This is a genomic window from Saccharothrix xinjiangensis, from assembly GCF_039527585.1.
GTDB lineage: Bacteria > Actinomycetota > Actinomycetes > Mycobacteriales > Pseudonocardiaceae > Actinosynnema > Actinosynnema xinjiangensis.
Genome location: NZ_BAAAKE010000014.1, coordinates 31,836 through 49,454 on the forward strand (window position 1 = coordinate 31,836; position 17,619 = coordinate 49,454).

Annotated in this window: 16 protein-coding genes; 5 read left to right on the forward strand and 11 right to left on the reverse strand. The window is 74.3% G+C overall.

The genetic code is table 11. The annotated features are described in order from the left end of the window. Window positions 1-55: 55 nt before the first annotated feature. A complete protein-coding gene (locus ABD223_RS25385) occupies window positions 56-2,128 on the forward strand; it encodes a prolyl oligopeptidase family serine peptidase (RefSeq protein WP_344038993.1) in 2,073 nt (690 codons plus the stop codon). A gap of 25 nt (window positions 2,129-2,153) precedes the next feature. Here the strand turns inward: ABD223_RS25385 and ABD223_RS25390 are convergent, their stop codons facing one another. Further along, a complete protein-coding gene (locus tag ABD223_RS25390) occupies window positions 2,154-2,615 on the reverse strand; it encodes a MarR family winged helix-turn-helix transcriptional regulator (RefSeq protein ID WP_344038994.1) in 462 nt (153 codons plus the stop codon). Window positions 2,616-2,754: 139 nt separating this feature from the next. On the opposite strand from ABD223_RS25390, the gene ABD223_RS25395 reads away from it, so the two are divergent. The 3 genes from ABD223_RS25395 to ABD223_RS25405 all read left to right on the forward strand — a co-directional run bounded on the left by ABD223_RS25395 (window position 2,755) and on the right by ABD223_RS25405 (window position 7,660). Next, a complete protein-coding gene (locus ABD223_RS25395) occupies window positions 2,755-3,942 on the forward strand; it encodes an MFS transporter (protein ID WP_344038995.1) in 1,188 nt (395 codons plus the stop codon). 375 nt (window positions 3,943-4,317) lie between these two features. Next, window positions 4,318-6,546, forward strand: coding sequence for an alpha-N-acetylglucosaminidase (locus ABD223_RS25400; protein WP_344038997.1), 2,229 nt, complete (start codon window positions 4,318-4,320; stop codon window positions 6,544-6,546). Between the two features lie 424 nt (window positions 6,547-6,970). Beyond that, window positions 6,971-7,660 (forward strand): glycoside hydrolase family 12 protein, encoded by a 690-nt coding sequence (locus tag ABD223_RS25405; protein WP_344038998.1) that lies wholly within the window; start codon window positions 6,971-6,973, stop codon window positions 7,658-7,660. A 64-nt stretch (window positions 7,661-7,724) separates the two neighbouring features. On the opposite strand, the gene ABD223_RS25410 is transcribed toward ABD223_RS25405, so the two are convergent. Genes ABD223_RS25410 through ABD223_RS25430 form a run of 5 tightly spaced genes read right to left on the reverse strand, consistent with a single transcriptional unit; the run spans window position 7,725 to window position 12,784 of the window. Continuing rightward, complete coding sequence (locus ABD223_RS25410) at window positions 7,725-9,215, reverse strand: acyl-CoA synthetase (protein WP_344038999.1); 1,491 nt, start codon at window positions 9,213-9,215, stop codon at window positions 7,725-7,727. Continuing rightward, window positions 9,209-10,510, reverse strand: coding sequence for an MFS transporter (locus tag ABD223_RS25415; protein ID WP_344039000.1), 1,302 nt, complete (start codon window positions 10,508-10,510; stop codon window positions 9,209-9,211). Before ABD223_RS25415 ends, ABD223_RS25410 begins: the two co-directional genes overlap by 7 nt. 15 nt (window positions 10,511-10,525) lie before the next feature. After that, complete coding sequence (locus tag ABD223_RS25420; RefSeq protein WP_344039001.1) at window positions 10,526-10,984, reverse strand: MaoC family dehydratase; 459 nt, start codon at window positions 10,982-10,984, stop codon at window positions 10,526-10,528. Next, the gene (locus ABD223_RS25425; RefSeq protein WP_344039155.1) at window positions 10,981-11,865 is read right to left on the reverse strand and encodes an amidohydrolase family protein; all 885 of its coding nucleotides are present in this window, start codon (window positions 11,863-11,865) and stop codon (window positions 10,981-10,983) included. The genes ABD223_RS25420 and ABD223_RS25425 overlap by 4 nt, the downstream gene beginning before the upstream one ends. A 7-nt stretch (window positions 11,866-11,872) precedes the next feature. Continuing rightward, window positions 11,873-12,784, reverse strand: a complete 912-nt coding sequence (locus ABD223_RS25430; RefSeq protein ID WP_344039002.1) for an SDR family oxidoreductase — start codon at window positions 12,782-12,784, stop codon at window positions 11,873-11,875. Window positions 12,785-12,888: 104 nt separating this feature from the next. On the opposite strand from ABD223_RS25430, the gene ABD223_RS25435 reads away from it, so the two are divergent. Further along, window positions 12,889-13,725, forward strand: coding sequence for a PaaX family transcriptional regulator (locus tag ABD223_RS25435; protein WP_344039003.1), 837 nt, complete (start codon window positions 12,889-12,891; stop codon window positions 13,723-13,725). A gap of 141 nt (window positions 13,726-13,866) precedes the next feature. Here the strand turns inward: ABD223_RS25435 and ABD223_RS25440 are convergent, their stop codons facing one another. The 5 genes from ABD223_RS25440 to rpmF all read right to left on the reverse strand — a co-directional run bounded on the left by ABD223_RS25440 (window position 13,867) and on the right by rpmF (window position 17,474). Beyond that, a complete protein-coding gene (locus ABD223_RS25440; protein WP_344039004.1) occupies window positions 13,867-14,994 on the reverse strand; it encodes an endo-1,4-beta-xylanase in 1,128 nt (375 codons plus the stop codon). Window positions 14,995-15,143: 149 nt separating this feature from the next. Next, the gene (locus tag ABD223_RS25445) at window positions 15,144-15,620 is read right to left on the reverse strand and encodes a hypothetical protein (protein WP_344039005.1); all 477 of its coding nucleotides are present in this window, start codon (window positions 15,618-15,620) and stop codon (window positions 15,144-15,146) included. A gap of 87 nt (window positions 15,621-15,707) precedes the next feature. Then, on the reverse strand, window positions 15,708-16,265 hold the full coding sequence (locus ABD223_RS25450) for an HD domain-containing protein (RefSeq protein ID WP_344039006.1): 558 nt from the start codon (window positions 16,263-16,265) through the stop codon (window positions 15,708-15,710). 256 nt (window positions 16,266-16,521) lie between these two features. Continuing rightward, window positions 16,522-17,328: a class I SAM-dependent methyltransferase gene (locus ABD223_RS25455; RefSeq protein WP_344039007.1), complete on the reverse strand. Its 807-nt coding sequence runs from the start codon at window positions 17,326-17,328 to the stop codon at window positions 16,522-16,524. Beyond that, window positions 17,325-17,474 (reverse strand): 50S ribosomal protein L32, encoded by a 150-nt coding sequence (gene rpmF / locus ABD223_RS25460; protein ID WP_344039008.1) that lies wholly within the window; start codon window positions 17,472-17,474, stop codon window positions 17,325-17,327. Before rpmF ends, ABD223_RS25455 begins: the two co-directional genes overlap by 4 nt. Window positions 17,475-17,619 lie beyond the last annotated feature (145 nt).

The following is a 17,619-nucleotide window of genomic DNA, read 5'->3' on the forward strand; positions in this document are numbered from 1 at the left end:
CGCGTGCGGCGGCCCTCCGGGGTCGCCGCACGTCGTCGTGAAAGGGGCGCCGCCCGTGGATCCGCGAACGCCGACCAGGCGTGACGTCGTGGTGGAGGAGTTGCACGGCCACCGGGTCGAGGACCCGTACCGGTGGCTGGAAGCCGACGACGCCTGCGACGAGTGGCTGGCCGACCAGGAGCGGCGGCTGGCCGAGGAGGCGGGCGGGTGGACGGGGCGGCCGGTGTTCCGCTCGCTGCTGCGCTCGTTCGCGGACGCGGGCGGCGCGGCGGGGCACGTGGCGTCGCCGCCGGTGGTGCGGGGCGGGCGCCGGTTCTCCCTGCGGGGCGGCGCGGGGCGGGAGCACCCCGTCCTGGTGGTCGCCGACGCCGGGCGGGACGAGCGGGTGGTCGTCGACCCGGTGGCGCTGGACGCGTCCGGGCGCACGACGTTGGACCTGTGGCGCCCGTCGTGGTCGGGCCGGCTGCTGGCGTACCAGGTCTCGTCCCGCGGCAGCGAGGACCCGGTGCTGGACGTGGTGGACGTGGCCGACGGGCGTCGGGTCTGCCCGCCAGTGCGCCCGGGACGCGCCACCGCGGTGGCGTGGCTGCCGGGTGACGCCGGCTTCTACTACGTCACCTGCCCCGCCGCCGGCGACCGGCAGGTGAGGCTGCGCCTGCTCGGTTCGGGCGAGGACGTGGTGGTGTTCACCACCGACGCCCGGCAGCTGTCGGTGTTCACCAGCCCGGACGGGCGTCGGCTGGTGGTGAGCAGCGCGCCGGGGACCCAGTGCGGCAACCGGGTCCACCTGGCGGACCTGACCACCACCACCGCCCGCGCGCCCGGCTTCCGGCTGGTGCACGACGGCACGGCCACGGGTGTGCAGGCGCTGGTCAAGTTCGGTCCGCACGGCCTGCTGTACGGGATCACCACCGACCAGGCCTCCGGCGGGGCGATCTGCCTCGTCGACCCCGACCACCCGGCCACCGCGGCGTGGACGCCGCTGATCACCCCCGGCGAGGGCGGGGTGCTCTCCGGCTGCGCCGCCCTGGTCGAGCCCGGCGCCGGGGACGTCGGGTCGGTGCGCTTCCTGGTCAGCTCCGTGCGACGCGGCGTGGCCCGCCTGTCGCTGCACGACGGCGCGGGGCGCTTGCTGACCGAGGTCGACGCGCCCGGCGCGGACCACGGCACGATCATGAAGCTCACCGCGCCGCCCGGCGAGGCGGACGAGGCGTGGTTCACCTACACGGACTTCGTCACCCCGCCGACGGTCCACCGCTTCAGCCTGCGCGACCGGCGGTGCCACCTCGACGCCCCGGCCGCGGACCCGCCGCGGCACGACCGCCCCCGGGCGGTGGTGCGGCAGGTGAGCTACGCGTCCCAGGACGGCACCGAGGTGCCGCTGTTCCTCATCTGCCCCGCCGACCGCGGTCCGGGACCGCACCCGACCCTGCTGACCGCCTACGGGGGCTTCGGCGCCACCGCCGCACCCGCCTACTCCCCCACCATCCTGGCCTGGGTCGCCTCCGGCGGCGTCTACGCGATCGCCGGCGTGCGCGGCGGCGGGGAGCTGGGCCCGGCCTGGCACGCGGCGGGCAGAGGGGTGAACAAGCCCAACGCGTTCGCCGACTACGCCGCGGCCGCCCGGTGGCTGGTCGCCGGCGGTGTCACCACCCCCGACCGGTTGGCGGTCAAGGGCGCGTCGCACAGCGGCCTCATGGTGGCCACCGGCATCACCCGCGACCACGGCCTCTACGCCGCGGCCGTCTGCTCCGGCGCGCCGACCGACATGGTGCGCTACCCCCGCCTGGGCATCGGCCAGTGGTGGCTCACCGAGTTCGGCGACCCGCGGGACCCCGCCCACCTGGACGTCCTGCTCGGCTATTCGCCGTACCACCGGGTCCGGCCCGGCACGCGCTACCCGGCGGTGCTGATGATCACCGCCCGCACCGACCCCCGGGTCGGCGCCGCGCACACCCGCAAGTTCACCGCCGCCCTGCAACACGCGACGACCAGCGGCAAACCCGTCGTCCTGCGCTGCGAGGACGGCGTCGGCCACGGTCCCCGCGCCGCTTCGCGCTGGATCGACGTGGAAGCCGACGCCCTCGCCTTCTGCGCCACCCACACGGGACTCGACCCCGGCGCCTGACGCACCCGGCGGACCGCGACCGCGCTCACGCGCCCCGGGTCCCGAGCGCTTCGACGGCTTCCACCAGCGGGCGCAGGGCATCGTCGCGGCGGGCGTCGTCGAGGGCTTCGCGCAGCGCCTCGCCGTGGGTGGGGCGGGCGGCTCCCAGCAGGGCCGCGCCGGCCTCGGTGACGTCGGTGTAGATGCCGCGCCGGTCGGTGGGGCACAGGTAGCGCGACAGCAGGCCCCGCTCCTCCAGCCTGGTCACCAGGCGCGTGGTGGCGCTCTGGCTCAGCACGACCGCGTCGGCGACCTGGCGCATCTGGAGGTGGCCGCCCTCACCGCTGTGCTGGCGGCTGAGCACCTCCAGCAGGGAGTACTCGCGCACGCTCAGGTCGTGGCCGGCCTGGAGCGCGCGCTCCACGCGCGCCTCGATGCGCCCGTGCAGGACCGACAGCGCGCACCAGCCGTTGGCCGGCGCCGTCATGGAGGGAGCGGTGGCGGTCATCCCGACCTCCTCGTCGAGCGGGGTTGCACACCGGAAGCCTACGTCACGGCGACACTACCCGCGTTTGCAGATAGCCCGCGTATGCAACTATTGTCGACGCCTGTAAACGTCTGACGCAAGTTCCTGGAAGGCTCCTCTCATGCCTCTCGCGCTCGTGGCCCTGGCCATCGGTGCATTCGGGATCGGCACCACCGAGTTCGTGATCATGGGCGTGCTGCCCGAGGTCGCCGGCGACTTCGGGGTGTCCATCCCCACCGCGGGCTGGCTGGTGACCGGGTACGCCCTCGGCGTGGTCGTCGGCGCGCCGCTGCTGACCGTCCTGGGAACCCGGGTGCCCCGCAAGAAGATGCTGATGGCGCTCATGGGGCTGTTCGTCGTCGGCAACGCGCTCTCCGCCGTCGCGCCCGCGTTCTCCGTGATGCTCGCCGGCCGGGTCGTCTCCTCGCTGGCCCACGGCGCGTTCTTCGGCGTCGGGTCCGTGGTCGCGGCCTCCCTGGTCGCCCCGGAGAAGAAGGCGTCCGCCATCTCCCTGATGTTCACGGGCCTGACCGCGGCCAACGTCGTCGGGGTCCCCGTCGGCACGATGATCGGCCAGGCCGCCGGCTGGCGGGTCACCTTCGCGATCGTCGCCGCGCTCGGCGTGGTCGGCCTGCTGGGCGTGGCCCGGCTGGTGCCGGACCTGGACCACCCCGGTGGGGCGACGACCGCGCGGACCGAGTTCGCGGCCTTCCGCAACCCGCAGGTGTGGCTGGCGATGGGGATGACGGTCCTCGGCTTCGGCGGTGTGTTCGCCGCCGTCACCTACATCGCGCCGATGATGACCGAGGTCGCCGGGTACTCCCCCGGCGCGGTCACGTGGCTCCTCGTGCTGCTCGGCGTCGGCATGTTCGCCGGCAACCTGCTGGGCGGCCGGTACGCCGACCGCGCGCTCATGCCGATGCTGTTCGGCTCGCTCGGCGCCCTCTCGCTCGTCCTGCTGCTGTTCACCTTCACCGCGCACGACAAGGTCCTCGCCGCGATCACGCTGACCCTGATCGGCGCCCTGGGCTTCGCGACCGTGCCGCCGTTGCAGAAGTGGGTGCTCGACCAGGCCGCCGCCGCGCCCACGCTGGCCTCCGCCGCGAACATCGGCGCCTTCAACCTCGGCAACGCGCTCGCCGCGTGGCTCGGCGGCCTGGTGATCTCCGCCGGTCTCGGCTACACGGCGCCGAACTGGGTCGGCGCCGTGCTGTCGGGCAGCGCCCTGCTGCTGTCGTTCCTGGCGGCCGCGCTCGACCGCCGCGCCAAGGCCGCACCGGCGGACGCGGCGCCCACGCCGGTCCGCTGACCTCCGGCCGCGCCGCCGGGGAGGGGTGATTTTCTCACCCGACAGCGGGAAATCGGTCATCGAACAGGTCGTAGTCGTCACCCCGTCGAGGTGCCCCGGGCCCGGCAACGGCCGCCCCGGAGCACCGCCACCCACCTCCGGCCACCGGCACGATCGGCGCCACGGCGGTCCCCCGTCCCCACATCGCGCGTCCCCGCCTCCACGTGCCGTGCACCGTTCCGGTGAGCGACGAGCCGGTGTTCACCCTGCGCAACCAGTCGACAACGTGGCGTGTCGGCCGTCCGTACCATGTGCTTGGTCCGAACGGTCTGCTCGCGCCACCGCCGACAGCCGGGTGGCGTCCCCGGTATCGCAGCCCCACAGGAGGAGCACACCATGACCGCTGTGACCAGGAGGACGTTCCTGCTCGCCTCGCTCGCGGCCGGCTCGCTCACCGCGGCCGGCCGCGCGCCGGGTCCCGGGGGCGACCTCTCCGCGGTGCGGGAGGCGGTCGAGCGGCTGCTCGGCTCCGCCGCCGCCGAGCAGTTCGTGCTCGACGAGCTGGCGCCCGCCGCCGGCGAGGCCGACGCGTTCGAGATCGGCGGTTCGACGGGCTCGGTGCGGCTGGCGGGCAGCGGCGGCGTGGCCCTGATGTCCGGGCTGCGCTGGTGGCTGGAGCACGTGGCGGGCGGCCACCTGTCCACCAACGGCGACCGCGTGGCGCTGCCCGACGAACTGCCCGCGCCGGAGCAGCCGGTCCGGCGGTCGACCGAGCTGGTCGAGCGGTACTGCAACAACTTCACCGTGTTCGGCTACACCAGCCCGTTCTGGAAGTGGTCGGAGTGGGAGCGGGAGCTGGACCGGGTCGCCATGAGCGGCATCAACCGGGCGCTCACCCTGGTCGGCCAGGAGGTCGTCTGGTACGAGACCTTCCAGGAGTTCGGCCTGTCCGAGCTGGAGGTCAGGCGGTGGATCGCGCAGCCCGCGCACCAACCGTGGCAGTGGTACGGCGAGATCACGGGCTACGACGAGGCCGACACCGCGCACCGCGGCCCGGTGAGCCGGAACCTGCTGCGGCGCCGCAGGCAGCTGGGCGAGCGGATCGTGGGCCGGATGCGGGAGCTGGGCATCACGCCGGTGTTCCCCGCCTTCGCCGGGCACGTGCCCGACCGGGTCTTCGCCGAGCGCAACCCCGGCGCGCACGTGGTGCCGCAGGGCAACTACGCGGGGCACCTCCGGCCGCACTGGCTGGACTGCACCGATCCCCTCTACCCGGCGGTCGCGGAGCGGTTCTACCGCGCGCAGGCCGAGCACTTCGGCACCACCACGCACTACTCCGGCGACCTGTTCCACGAGGTCGGCGACGACGAGCTGCCCGCGCTGCTCGACGGCGCGGACCTGGCCCGCGCGGCGGTCGCCGTGCAGACCGCGCTGGAGCGGGCCGCGCCGGGCGCGCGGTGGCTGCTCCAGGGCTGGCACGCCAACCCGCGCCGGGCCGTGCTGGACGCCGTGGACCGGGAGCGGGTCGTGGTGCTCGACCTGGACTCCGACGACTCCCGCAAGTGGCAGCAGACGGAGGCGTACTGGGGCGCGCCGTGGTGCTGGGGCACCATCGGCAACTTCGGCGGCCGGCTCGGCATGTTCGGCAACCTGATCGAACCCGGCCGCACGCTGCCGGCGGTCCGCGTCGACCCGGCCCGCCGCCGCCTCGTCGGCCTGGCCGTGGTGCCGGAGGGCACGCACCACAACCCGGTGGTGGCCGACCTGCTGGCCGAGGTGCCGTGGCACCGGGAGCCGGTCGACCTCGCCGCGTGGGTCCAGGACTACGCGCGCCGCCGGTACGGCGCCGACGACCCGCGCGCGGCGGCCGCCTGGGACATCCTGCTGCGCACCGCGTACGCCTACTCCGCCACCGGCCACACCAGCGGCGAGGGGCCGCACGAGACTCCGTTCGCGGCCGAGCCGGCCCTCGTCGTGGGCTCGGCGTCGCGGTGGGGGCCTTCCCAGTGGCGGTACGACGCGGCGCAGTTCGCGCCGTGCCTGGACCACCTGCTGGCCGTCGCGCCGCCGCTGCGCGCCTCCGCCCCGTACCGCTACGACCTCGTCGACGTCACCCGCCAGGTGCTGGCCAACCGGGGCCGGCTGCTGCTCGACCAGGTGCGGGCCGCGCACGAGGCCGGTGACCGCGCGAGCGTGGCCCGGCACAGCGGCCGGTTCCTCCGGGCGCTGGACCTGAGCGAGGAAATCCTGGGCACGCACGAGGACTGGCTGCTCGGGCGTTGGCTGGCGCGGGCGCGGTCCTGGGGGTCGACCGCGGTCGAGGCGAACGCGCTGGAGAGGGAGGCCCGCACGCTGATCACCACGTGGAGCGCGCCCGCCGCGCCGGCGCTGCGCGAGTACGCCAACCGCGACTGGCACGGGTTGCTGAGCGGCTACTACCGACCGCGGTGGGAGCGGTTCTTCGGGGTGCTGACGACCACGGGCGAGCCGCCCGTGTTCCAGGACTGGGCCGAGCGCGGTGAAGCCTGGGCGCGGGGCCACGAGCGGCACCGGGCGCAGCCGGAAGGCGACACCTACGAGACCGCCGCCCGGATCGCCGTCGCACTGGCCGAGGACCCCCTCTGAGGTCCGGCGGGTCACCGGTCCGGAACGCCGCCGGGGCGTTCCGGACCGGTGACCCGGCGACAGGGCGCGCCGGTCGGTCGGCTCGCGACGCAGGAGGCGGTCGGGACCGCGCCGGCGCCGCGCGACGAGGCGGTGAACCCGAGAACCGTTGGCCGACAACGCTTCCGGGTTGATCGACGTCCCGGGCGACCGGTGACGGGCTTGGCCGGTGGGCGCGTGTTCGACAACCCGTCGAACGCTTCGACACGCACGTCCGAGTGAATTCCTTCGAACAGCGCCTTCGAACGGCGTCGAACGCGGGAACGCCGTTGACCGCCACCCCACCGGCTGCCAGAGTTCACCCCACCGTCGCCGGAGAACCGTACTCACGCGCTTTCGCCGCAGCGCGCCGGAAACGGGCGACGAAGCCCGGGGAAGAGTGCCGATGGTGAACAGGACGCGGTGGGCCGCGGTGTTGGTCGCGGTCGTCGGGATCCTGGTCGGGAACGCGGGTTCGGCGCACGCCGCGACCTGGTCCTCGACCGACAAGTGGGGCACCTGGTCGAACGGCGGGTACACGGTCCGCAACAACGTCTGGGGCAGCGGGGTGGGCCCGCAGACCATCTGGGCCAACTCCTACGGCAACTGGGGCGTGTGGGCGGACCACCCGAACACCGGTGGCGTGAAGTCCTACCCCCACTCGGCCAGGAACATCGGTCGCAAGCTCAGCGGGTTGAGCAGGCTGTCCAGCTCGTTCAACGTCACCCGGCCGGGCAGCGGGGCGTACGCGACCGCGTACGACATCTGGGCCGACAACCACGCCTACGAGGTCATGATCTGGGTCAACAAGCAGGGCGCGGTGGGCCCCATCGGCGCGCGCGAGACCACCGCCTCGGTGGGCGGCCACACCTGGGACGTGCACCGCGGGTCCAACGGGTCCAACCAGGTGTTCTCGTTCGTGCGCACCGGCAACACCAACTCCGGCACGGTCGACGTGCTGGCCGTGCTGCGCTGGATCGGCGCTCGCGGGTGGTACGGCGACGTGACGATCGGGGACGTGCAGTTCGGGTTCGAGGTCACCTCGTCCCCGGGCGGGATGGACTTCCGCTCCAACAGCTTCTCCATCACGACCTGAGCCCGCGGTCCCCGGTCGGGCGTCCTCTTGCGACAGGAGGTCCTCGACCGGGGGCCCGCGCGGGTCACGACGGCGGCGGCAGCCGCCTCAACTCGGCCTTGCGCACCTTGCCGGACCCGGTGCGCGGCAGCTCGTCCACCACGTCGACGTGCGCCGGGACCTTGTAGCCGGCGAGCCGGGCGGCCAGGAACCCGCGCAGCTCGTCCGGGGTCGGCCCGCCGCCCGCGCCGTAGCGGACGAACGCGCGCCCGACCTCGCCCCACCGGGGGTGGGGCACCCCGACCACGGCGGACTCGACCACGGCCGGGTGCTCGGCCAGGGCGTTCTCCACCTCGGCCGGGTAGACGTTCTCCCCGCCGGAGATGAACATGTCCTTGAGCCGGTCCAGCACGTGCAGGTGGCCGTCGTCGTCGAAGCGGGCCAGGTCGCCGGTGCGGAACCACCCGCCCGGCGCGAACGCGGCGGCGGTCGCGGCCGGGTCGCGCCAGTAGCCGGGGGTGACGTTGGGACCGCGGACCAGCACCTCGCCCGCCTCGCCGGGGTCGGCGTCGCCGCCGTCGGGGCGCGCCACCCGGACGTCGGCGAAGAACACGGGCGGACCCGCCGAGCCGATCTTGCGGGTGCTCTCCCCCGCCTCCAGCAGGGTCGCGCCGGGAGCGGTCTCGGTGAGGCCGTAGCCCTGGCAGAACACCAGGCCGCGTTCCCGGTAGGCGCGGATGAGCGGTTCGGGCACGGCCGCGCCGCCGCACAGCAGGTGGCGCAGCGAGGACAGGTCGGCGGTGCGCCAGCGCGGTGACGCGGCCAGGTCGGCGTACATGGTGGCGACGCCGAACATCCAGGTGACGCGCTCGCGCTCGACGAGGTCGTAGGTCCGGTCGACGTCCCAGGAGGGGGTGAGCACCGCCGTGCCGCCCTTGACGAGGGTGGGCAGCAGGGTCTGGGCGAGGGCGCCGACGTGGAACAGGGGCGCGGACACCAGGGTGCGCTCGGTGCTGGTGACGTCCACGCCCACCAGCAGGTTGAGCGTGTTCCAGATCAGGTTGGCGTGCGTGAGCACCGCGCCCTTGGGTCGGCCGGTGGTGCCGGAGGTGTAGAGGATGAAAGCGGGGTCGTCCCGCAGCACCGGCACGTCGACGGGTTCGGCGGAGGCCTCGGCGAGCCGGCTCTCGTAGTCGTCCAGCCCGATGACCGCGGCCGGCGGGCGGGTCAGGTCGCGGACCGCGGCGGACGGCGCGTGGATCAGGACCGACGCGCCGGAGTCGGTCAGCACGTGGTCCACCTCGGGCGCGGCGAGGCGGGTGTTGACCGGCACGAAGACCGCGCCGAGCGCGTGCGCGGCGAACATCGCCTCGACGAACGACGGGTGGTTGGGCCCCAGGTAGGCGACCCGGTCGCCGGCCCGCACGCCCGCCGCGCGCAGCAGGTCGGCCGCGCGGTTCACCCGCTCGGACAGCTCGGCGTAGGTGATCCCGCGCCCGGCGTGGGCGAGGGCGGTGCGGTCGGGCGACAGGAGCGCCCGGCGGGCCGGCCACGCGCCCAGTCCCGCGTTCAGCACGGCGGTCCTCCCCGGGGTGCGGCGGTCGGCGGCGCGTCCCGGGCGGCGGTCTCGCGCAGGGCGAGCACGCACAGCGCGGTGAGCAGGCAGCAGCCCGCGATGACGGTCGAGATGGTGGTGAGCCCGCGCCCGCCGGTGGCCCGTTGCACCTCGGCGAACAGCAGGGGCGCCAGTCCCGCGCCGAGGCCGGCGAGCTGGTAGCCCAGCGAGGCGCCGGTGTAGCGGTGCTCGGCGCTGAACAGCTCGCTGTAGAGGGCTGCCAGCGGCCCGTAGACCATCGGGTGCACCACGCCCTGGCCGAGCACCAGCGCGAGGACGAGCAGCCCGGTGCTGCCGCTGTCCACCATCGGGAACAGCACGAAGCCGTAGGCGGCCATCGCGACCGAGCCGGCCAGCACGACGGGTCGCCTGCCGAACCGGTCGGAGGCGGCCGACCAGGCGAGGATGCCGACGACCGCGCACGCCGAGGACAGCGTGAGCGCGTTGAGCACCGTCTGCCGCGCGTGGCCGACCTGCACGCCGTGCGCCACGACGAAGGTGGTCAGCGTGGACTGCACGACGAACGCCGACAGGCCCACCCCGACGCCCAGCAGCAGCACGCGCGGGTGGTGGCGCAGCACCTCCCACACCGGCATCCGACGGGGTCCGGTCCGCTGGATCCCGCGGAAGACCGGCGTCTCCTCCACCCGGTTCCGGACGAACAGCCCGACGCCGAGCAGCGCCACGCTCGCCAGGAAGGGGATGCGCCACCCCCAGTCGAGGAAGGCGTCCTCGTCGAGCAGCGCGCCGGTGCCGGCCAGCGCCGCGGTGGACAGCAGCAGCCCGCACGGCGCGCCCGCGTTGGTGAACCCGGCCCACAGGCCGCGCCTGGAGGTGGCGTGCTCGACGGACATCAGCACGGCGCCGCCCCACTCGCCGCCGACCGCGACGCCCTGGAGCACGCGCAGCAGCACCAGGCCGACCGGCGCGAGCGCGCCCACCTGCCCGTAGGTCGGCAGCAACCCGATGAGGGCGCTGGACACGCCCATCAGGACCATGGTCGCGACGAGCACCCGCTTGCGGCCGAACAGGTCGCCGAAGTGCCCGAACACCACACCGCCGAGCGGGCGGGCCAGGTAGCCGGTGGCGAAGGTGCCGAAGCTGGCGATGGTGCCCGTGAGCGGGTCGAGCGAGGAGAAGAAGACCTTGTTGAACACCAGGGCGGACGCGGTGGCGTAGAGCAGGAAGTCGTAGTACTCGATCACGCTGCCGAGGAAGCTCGACGCGACGGCGCGGCGCAGTTGTCGGTTCGGCACGGCGCACCCCGGTCCTCAGGCGTAGTGCCGGTAGACGGCGCGGGCCACGCACGCGGGCTTGTCGGAACCGTCGACCTCGACGGTGAAGTCCAGTGCCATCTGCACGCCGTTGCCGGGCACCTCGTCGACCGAGGCCACGCGGCCGGCGAGCCGGACCTTGCCGCCGACGGGCGCAGGGCCGGGGAAGCGCACCCGGTCCAGGCCGTAGTTGACGCTCATCCGGGTGCCGCGGATCTCCAGCAGCTCGCCGAACAGCGGGATGAGCAGGGCGAGGGTGAGGTAGCCGTGGGCGATGGTCCCGCCGAACGGCCCGCCGGCGGCCCGCTCGGGGTCGACGTGGATCCACTGGTGGTCGTCGGCGGCGTCGGCGAAGGTGTCGACGCGGTCCTGGGTGATCTCGCGCCACTCGGTGCGCCCGAGGTCGCGGCCCGCGAGGGCGAGGAGTTCGGCGAGTCCGTCCGCGGTGGTGGTCATGCGCGCTCCCGGTGGTCGGTGAGGCCCAGCAGCCTGGCCGCGTTGTGCTTGAGGATCTTGGGGCGGACCGAGGGCTTGAGGTCGAGGTCGGCGAAGTCGGCGAGCCAGCGGTCGGGGGTGATCACCGGGTAGTCCGAGCCGAACAGCACCTTGTCCTGCAACAGGGAGTTGGCGTAGCGGACCAGCTGCGGCGGGAAGTACTTGGGCGACCACCCGGACAGGTCGATGTGGACGTTGGGCTTGTGCGTGGCCACGGCCAGCGCCTCGTCCTGCCACGGGAACGAGGGGTGGGCCAGGACGATCCGCAGGTCGGGGAAGTCGGCGGCCACGCCGTCGACCAGCATGGGGTTGGAGTGCCCGAGCCGGATGCCGCCCCCGCCGCGCACGCCCGCGCCGATGCCGGTCTGCCCGCTGTGGAACAGGGCGGGCACGCCCAGCTCCTCGATGGCCGCGTACAGCGGGTAGGCCATCCGGTCGTCGGGCGGGAAGCCCTGGAGGCTGGGGTGGAACTTGAAGCCGCGCACCCCGTGCTCCTCGACGAGCGCACGCGCCTCGCGCACGCCCGCACGGCCCTTCCACGGGTCGACGCTCGCGAACGGGATGAGCACGTCGGGGTGTTCGGCGCAGCTCCGGGCCACCTCCTCGTTGGCGATGCGCGGGTGGCCGGTGGCGTGCTCGGCGTCCACGGTGAACACGACGGCGGCCATGTCGCGCTCGCGGTAGTGGGCGGCGATCTCGGCGATGGTCGGCTGCCGCCGGCCGTGGGCCTTGAAGTGGCGCTCGGAGGCTTCGAGGAGTTCCGGGCTCAGCGAGGTGCGCCCGTCGAGGGACACCTCGGCGTGCGTGTGGACGTCGATGGCCACGATCGCGTCGAGGTCGATCGGCACGTCAGGCCCCCGGCGGGGTGGGTGCGGGGATGCCGAACGGCTCGGGTTCCGCGCCGACGCCGGTGTCCCACGACTCGGCGATCGCGGCCGCGGTCCAGCCGCCCTCGGCGAACGCGACGGCCTTCTCCCTCGGGTGGGCCCAGAGGGCGAGGCGGTCGCCGCCGATGCCGATGGCCTGACCGGTGATGCCGCGCGCCGCGTCGGACAGGAGGAACACCACCAGCGGGGCGGCGTCCTCGACGGAGCCCAGGCCGTGGGCGCGGCGCAGCCACCCGGGCAGCGGCGCGCCGGTGCGCCCGGCCTCCTCGACGGCGTCCGCGAAGGCGGGGACGGTCCTGGTCATGTCGGTGGCGGCGACCGGGACCACGGCGTTGACGGTGATGCCGGCGCGGGCCAGCTCCAGCGCCCAGGTGCGGGCCATGGCCACGACACCCGCCTTGGCCGCGGCGTAGTTGGCCTGCCCGAAGTTGCCGCGCTGGCCCGCGGGCGAGGAGACCAGCACGAGGCTGCCGCCACCGCCCTGCTCCCGCATCCGGGCCGCGGCGGCGCGGGCGCAGGTGAAGGCGCCGCGCAGGTGGACGTCGACCACGGCGTCGAAGTCCTCGTCGGTCATCTTCCACAGCACCCTGTCGCGCAGCACGCCCGCGTTGGCGACCAGGGCGTCGAGCCGGCCGAACTCCTCGACCGCGGTGGCGACCAGGGCGTCGGCCGTCGCGGTGGGGCCGACCGGCGCGGCCACGGCGACCGCGCGCCCGCCCCGTTCGGCGATGCCCTTGGCGACCGCGGTGGCCGACTCGGCGTCCACGTCGTTGACCACGACGGCCGCGCCGGCGGCGGCCAGCGCCTCGGCGTACGCGCGCCCCAGCCCCCGGCCGCTGCCGGTGACCACGGCGACCTTGCCCCGCAAGTCCATGACGACGCCTCCTCGCGCTCGCTGCCGTGCGACCAACATAAGGCAGATTTGTGACGCTCGTCCAGACTCTGCCCAACTTGGCGTGCGCCGGCTACCCTGGGCCGGTGATCGATCCACCCCGCGACGCGCCGCAACACCCCCGCCCCCAGTCGCTGATGCTGGCCTTCCTGGGCCTGTACGTGCTGGACCGGGGCACGGCGGTGTACTCGGGCAGCGTGATCGAGGTGTTCGACCGCGTCGGGGTGTCCGAGGAGGCGGTGCGCTCGACGCTGACGCGGATGGCGGGCCGGGGCCTGCTGACCAGGCGGCGGCGCGGCAGGCGCGTCTACTTCGGACTGACCGACCACGCCACCGAGGTTCTGCGCGACGGCAGGCGGCGGATCTGGGAGACCGGCGCGGTCAACCGCGCCTGGGACGGCACCTGGACGCTGGTCGGCTTCTCGCTGCCCGACAGCCGCCGCGGCGACCGGCACGACCTGCGCTCGCAACTGGTGTGGGCGGGCTTCGGCGTGGTGCAGAACGGCTTGTGGATCGCGCCCGGCGCCCGCGACGCCGCCGGGATCGTCGACCGCCTGGGCCTGACCGACCACGTCACCGTGTTCACCGCGCGGCCCGACGCGCCGACCGGGTCCGCCGACCTCGTGCGCCGGGCGTTCGACACCGCCGCCATCGCGGCGCGCTACCGGGCGTTCACCGCGCGCTGGGGCGAACCGGACCCCCTGCCCGCGCTGCCCGACGACCTGGCGCGGCTGCTGGTCCTGCACACCGACTGGTTGCAGCTCGTGCGGCAGGACCCCCACCTGCCCGCCGAGCACCTGGACGAGGACTGGCCGGCCATCCACGCCGAGCAGCTGTTCCACGACCTCCACGCCCGCTACCGCGAGCCCGCGGCGGCCATCGCGGCGGACCTGGTGGACGAGGTCCCCGCCGTGGAACCCTGACCGCTCCGGCTCCACGCGACAGGGAAGGGCGGCCTCGCCGCCGCACCGGGCCGGATCGCAGGCCCCGGCCCCACGCGAGAGGGGGAGGGCGGCCCACGGCCACCCTCCCCCACAGCCACCCCCCGGGAGTGGTCCGCCGCGTCAGCGACGCTTCTTGCCCGCTTCCACCAGGGTGGTGCGCAGGGCGTGGTAGGAGGGCTTCCGGGTGAAGTCCTCCGTCATCACCGTGGCCGAACCCTCGCCCTCGAAGAACACCGGGACCCACGAGTACCGGTCGGTGAAGCCCCAGATGGTGAAGGAGTTGCAGTCGTCCACCTTGAGGCACGCGTCGAGCGTGCGCTGGTAGTAGTCGGCCTGCTGCGCCAGCTGGGCCTCGGTGGGCACGCCGCTCTCCGGCAGGTCCATCCGCACGTCCAGCTCGGTGATCGCCGTCTCCAGCCCCAGGTCGTCGAAGCGCTGGAGGTTGACCTGGAGGTCACCCGGGAAGCCGTACCGCGTGCTCAGGTGCGCCTGCGCGGAGAACCCGTGCACGGGCACCCGCTGGGCGCGCAGCTCCTTGATGAGCGCGAGGTAGGCGTCGCTCTTGGCGTTGACGCCCTCCACGCCGTAGTCGTTGAAGAACAGCTTCGCCCCGGGGTCGGCCAGGTGGGCCCAGCGGAACGCGTCCGCGACGATGCCCGGACCCAGCTCCCGGATCCAGATGTTCTCGCTGCGCAGCTGACCGGCCTCGGTGAAGATCTCGTTGGCCACGTCCCACTGCTGGATCTGGCCCCGGTAGCGGCCGACCACGGTGAAGATGTGCTCCCGGAGGATCTTGCGCAGCTCCTCCTTGGAGAAGCCGCCCTGCTCCAGCCAGGCCGGGTTCTGGCTGTGCCACAGCAGGGTGTGCCCGCGGACCACCTGCCCGTTCTGCCGGGCGAACTTGACGATCTTGTCCGCCATGCCGAAGTTGTAGGTCCCCCGCTCGGGGCGCAGGTACTCCCACTTCATCTGGTTCTCGGGCGACACCGAGTTGAACTCCGCGGCCAGCAGCTTGCGGTACTGCTGGTCCGAGGTGAACGGGTCGGGGTAGGGCTGCTCCTCGTGGTGACCGCCGCCGGCCGCGGCGGTGCCGATGTAGAAGCCCTTCGGCGCCGCCTTGCGCAGGGTCTCCTTCTTGGCGTGGCCCGGCCGGTGGTCGGCTGCCGGCGCGGCCGAGGCCACGAGCGTCAACGGCACCGACAACGCCACCGCGGCGACTGCGGCGGTGACCAGGTGGGTCGACTTCATCAGGGTCTCTCGCTTCCTCGCGATGTCACTTCGAAACTTTCGTTGTGCTGGTTGAAATATTTCGAGTTGCCGGACCCTAAGATGACGAGCGCTTTACCGTCAAGGGTCGATCAGTCGCAGGTGGCGACCCGCGCGACGGCACGCCCCCGTCAAGAGGACTTGCGCAGGTGCTTTCGCGCGGAACGCGAGACCTGTTCACCCAACGTCCGTCCCAACGCGGCGGCGACCGCGGCGGCCAACGCCGTGCGCACCGCCCGGACGACGGCCACCCGGTCCCGGTCATGCCCGTCGACGACGTCGACGGGCATGACGCCGTGGTGGTCGGCGGCCAGCGCGAAGGCCCGGCACCCCTGGCCGTGCGCGTAGCGGGCGTGGGCCAGGAGGGCGCCGGCCACCGCGCCGCGACCGGGCGGCACCGCTCGGCTCGGCACACCCAGCTCGGCGAGCGCGCTGCCCAGCTCGTCCAGCCCCACCGGCTCACCGGTGTAGCAGGCCAGCGCGTGGTGCACCGGCCCGGCCGCGCGCAGCACCGCCGCGACCCGTTCCCGCACCAGCTCCGGCCGCGGCGCGTCCGGGCCCACGACGCCGTCGACGTCGATCAGCAGCACCCGGTTCGCGGCTCGCACACCGTGGATCCTGGGGTCGGGCGCGTGGACCGGCCTGCCGGTTCCCCCATCGGGTGAGGCGCGACGGGGCTCGACCCGGGGCGAGGATCAGGACAGCCGGTCCTCCACGCGTTCGGCGACGGCCAGCAGGAAGGGCTCGCGCAGGTGGTGGACGCGCGCGTGGGGGGAGTCCGGGCCGTGCCGCGCCAGCACGTCGACCAGCCGCTGCCCGATCGTGACGCGGTTGCCCCGGCTGTCCACCGTCTGGTCGGCGTAGGTGAGGGCGTCGGCGACCGGACCCTCCTCGCGCGGGTAGGCGTCCAGCTCCTCGACCAGGCCGACGACGTCGGCGAGCAGACGGGCCCCGGAGTGGTGGGCCACCAGCGCGCACAGCCGGTCGGGCCAACCCAGCCGGCCCAGGTGGCGTGCGCCGTCGAGCGGGTGGAAGCCGGTGGCCGCGACGGTCGCGGCGTAGCCGGTGTCGTGCAGCCACGCCGCGGCGACCAGCAGGTCCCGGTCGCCGGGCGGCACCGTGACCGACAGCTCCCGGGCGCGCGCGGCCACCGCCCGCGTGTGCCGCCACCGGTCGCCCAGGTCGACCAGCAGTCGCCCGGCGAGCTCGCGCGCCGCGCCGGGCCCCCGGGCCGACATCACGTTCGTGGTCACATGGCTGGGCTTGCCGGTGCGCGAGCCCCCTGAGCGAACCGCCGGTGAAATCCCGGCGACGACCCGTTGAACCCCGCCTCAACTCGCGGTCACGCGCGGCCGAGCGCCTGCGGGTGGTTCGGGGTGGGGTGTCCGAGGTGGGGCAGCCGGGCGCGGTAGGCCGTGCGGGGTAGGCCGGGCGCCGCGAACAAGACCTCGGGGCGACACCGGGGGCAGCTGCCCCCGCCGGGAGTGGGACGCGGCGGGGGCAGCCAGCTCAGGACCGGCGTTCGCCGACCCCGACCAGGGCTCGGGCGCGCAGCACCGCGATGGGCGCCACCAGCTCGTGGTAGCGGTCGCGGACGGCGGCCACCGCCCCCGCGTCGAGGCCGGCGAGCGCGGCACGTGCGCCCGATCCCACGACCAGCTTCCAGGCCAGCTCCGGCGTGATGGGCACCTCGCGCGCCACCTCGTGCACGGTGACCTCCGCCAGCCCGAGGTCCCGCAGCCACTCGGCGAGCCGTTCCCCGGTGTCCAGCCGGGCGGCCTGGAGCGCCGCCTGCGGCCGGGTGGGCGGCGTCCCGGTGTGCTCGGTGACGGCCCGCCCCAACGGCCCCAGCACGTCGTCCAGGCTGCCCTGCCGCCAGGTGACCGCGGTCAGCGTGCCGCCGGGGCGCAGCAGGCCGGCCAGGCGCGCCGCGGCGGCGTCCATGTCGGGGAGGAAGAAGATCCCGAACACGCACTGCACGCGGTCGTAGGGCAGGCCGTCGCCGGGTGACCACCGGGTCGCGTCGGCGTGGTGGAAGCGCAGCTGCGGCAGGTCGGCCGCGTGCCGGGCCCCGGCCCGGAGCAGGGTCGGGGCGAGGTCCACGGCGTCCACGCGCCCATCCGGACCTACCGCGCGCGCGGCGGGCACGGCCGACGAGCCCGTGCCGCAGCACACGTCGAGCACGCGTTCGCCGGGTCGCGGCCGGGTGATCCCGACGGCCTCCGCGCCGATCGGGTCCCACAGCAGGGGAGCCCACTCGGCGAACTCGGCGCTGCCCACCTCGAAGGCGTCGAGGGCGGCCCGCTCGACGGTCACAGCAGGCCGCGCCCGAGCCGGCGGGGCACGACGAGCTTGCGGCCGTCGAGGGTGGTGACCGGGACCAGGTCGGGCACCTCGGCCTTCCACTGCGAGCGGCGGTGGCGCGTGTTGCTGCGCGAGGACTTGCGCTTGGGGACGGCCATCAGCGGTTCCTCCTGCGGTGACGTCCACGGTGATCAGGGGGTAGGTGTTGCCATCCTCCCACTCGACAGTCCTGGTGGACGTGCCGTCGACCGGGTGTGGACGCCCTGCTTCACGAATCCTCCGCCTCGTCGTGCGCGTCGCGCC

Coding starts and splice junctions, on each gene's coding strand:
- ABD223_RS25390 (WP_344038994.1), bottom strand. CDS start 2,615: ATGACCGCCACCGCTCCCTCCATGACGGCGCCGGCCAACGGCTGGTGC.
- ABD223_RS25400 (WP_344038997.1), top strand. CDS start 4,318: ATGACCGCTGTGACCAGGAGGACGTTCCTGCTCGCCTCGCTCGCGGCC.
- ABD223_RS25440 (WP_344039004.1), bottom strand. CDS start 14,994: ATGAAGTCGACCCACCTGGTCACCGCCGCAGTCGCCGCGGTGGCGTTG.
- ABD223_RS25395 (WP_344038995.1), top strand. CDS start 2,755: ATGCCTCTCGCGCTCGTGGCCCTGGCCATCGGTGCATTCGGGATCGGC.
- rpmF (WP_344039008.1), bottom strand. CDS start 17,474: ATGGCCGTCCCCAAGCGCAAGTCCTCGCGCAGCAACACGCGCCACCGC.
- ABD223_RS25405 (WP_344038998.1), top strand. CDS start 6,971: ATGGTGAACAGGACGCGGTGGGCCGCGGTGTTGGTCGCGGTCGTCGGG.
- ABD223_RS25420 (WP_344039001.1), bottom strand. CDS start 10,984: ATGACCACCACCGCGGACGGACTCGCCGAACTCCTCGCCCTCGCGGGC.
- ABD223_RS25430 (WP_344039002.1), bottom strand. CDS start 12,784: ATGGACTTGCGGGGCAAGGTCGCCGTGGTCACCGGCAGCGGCCGGGGG.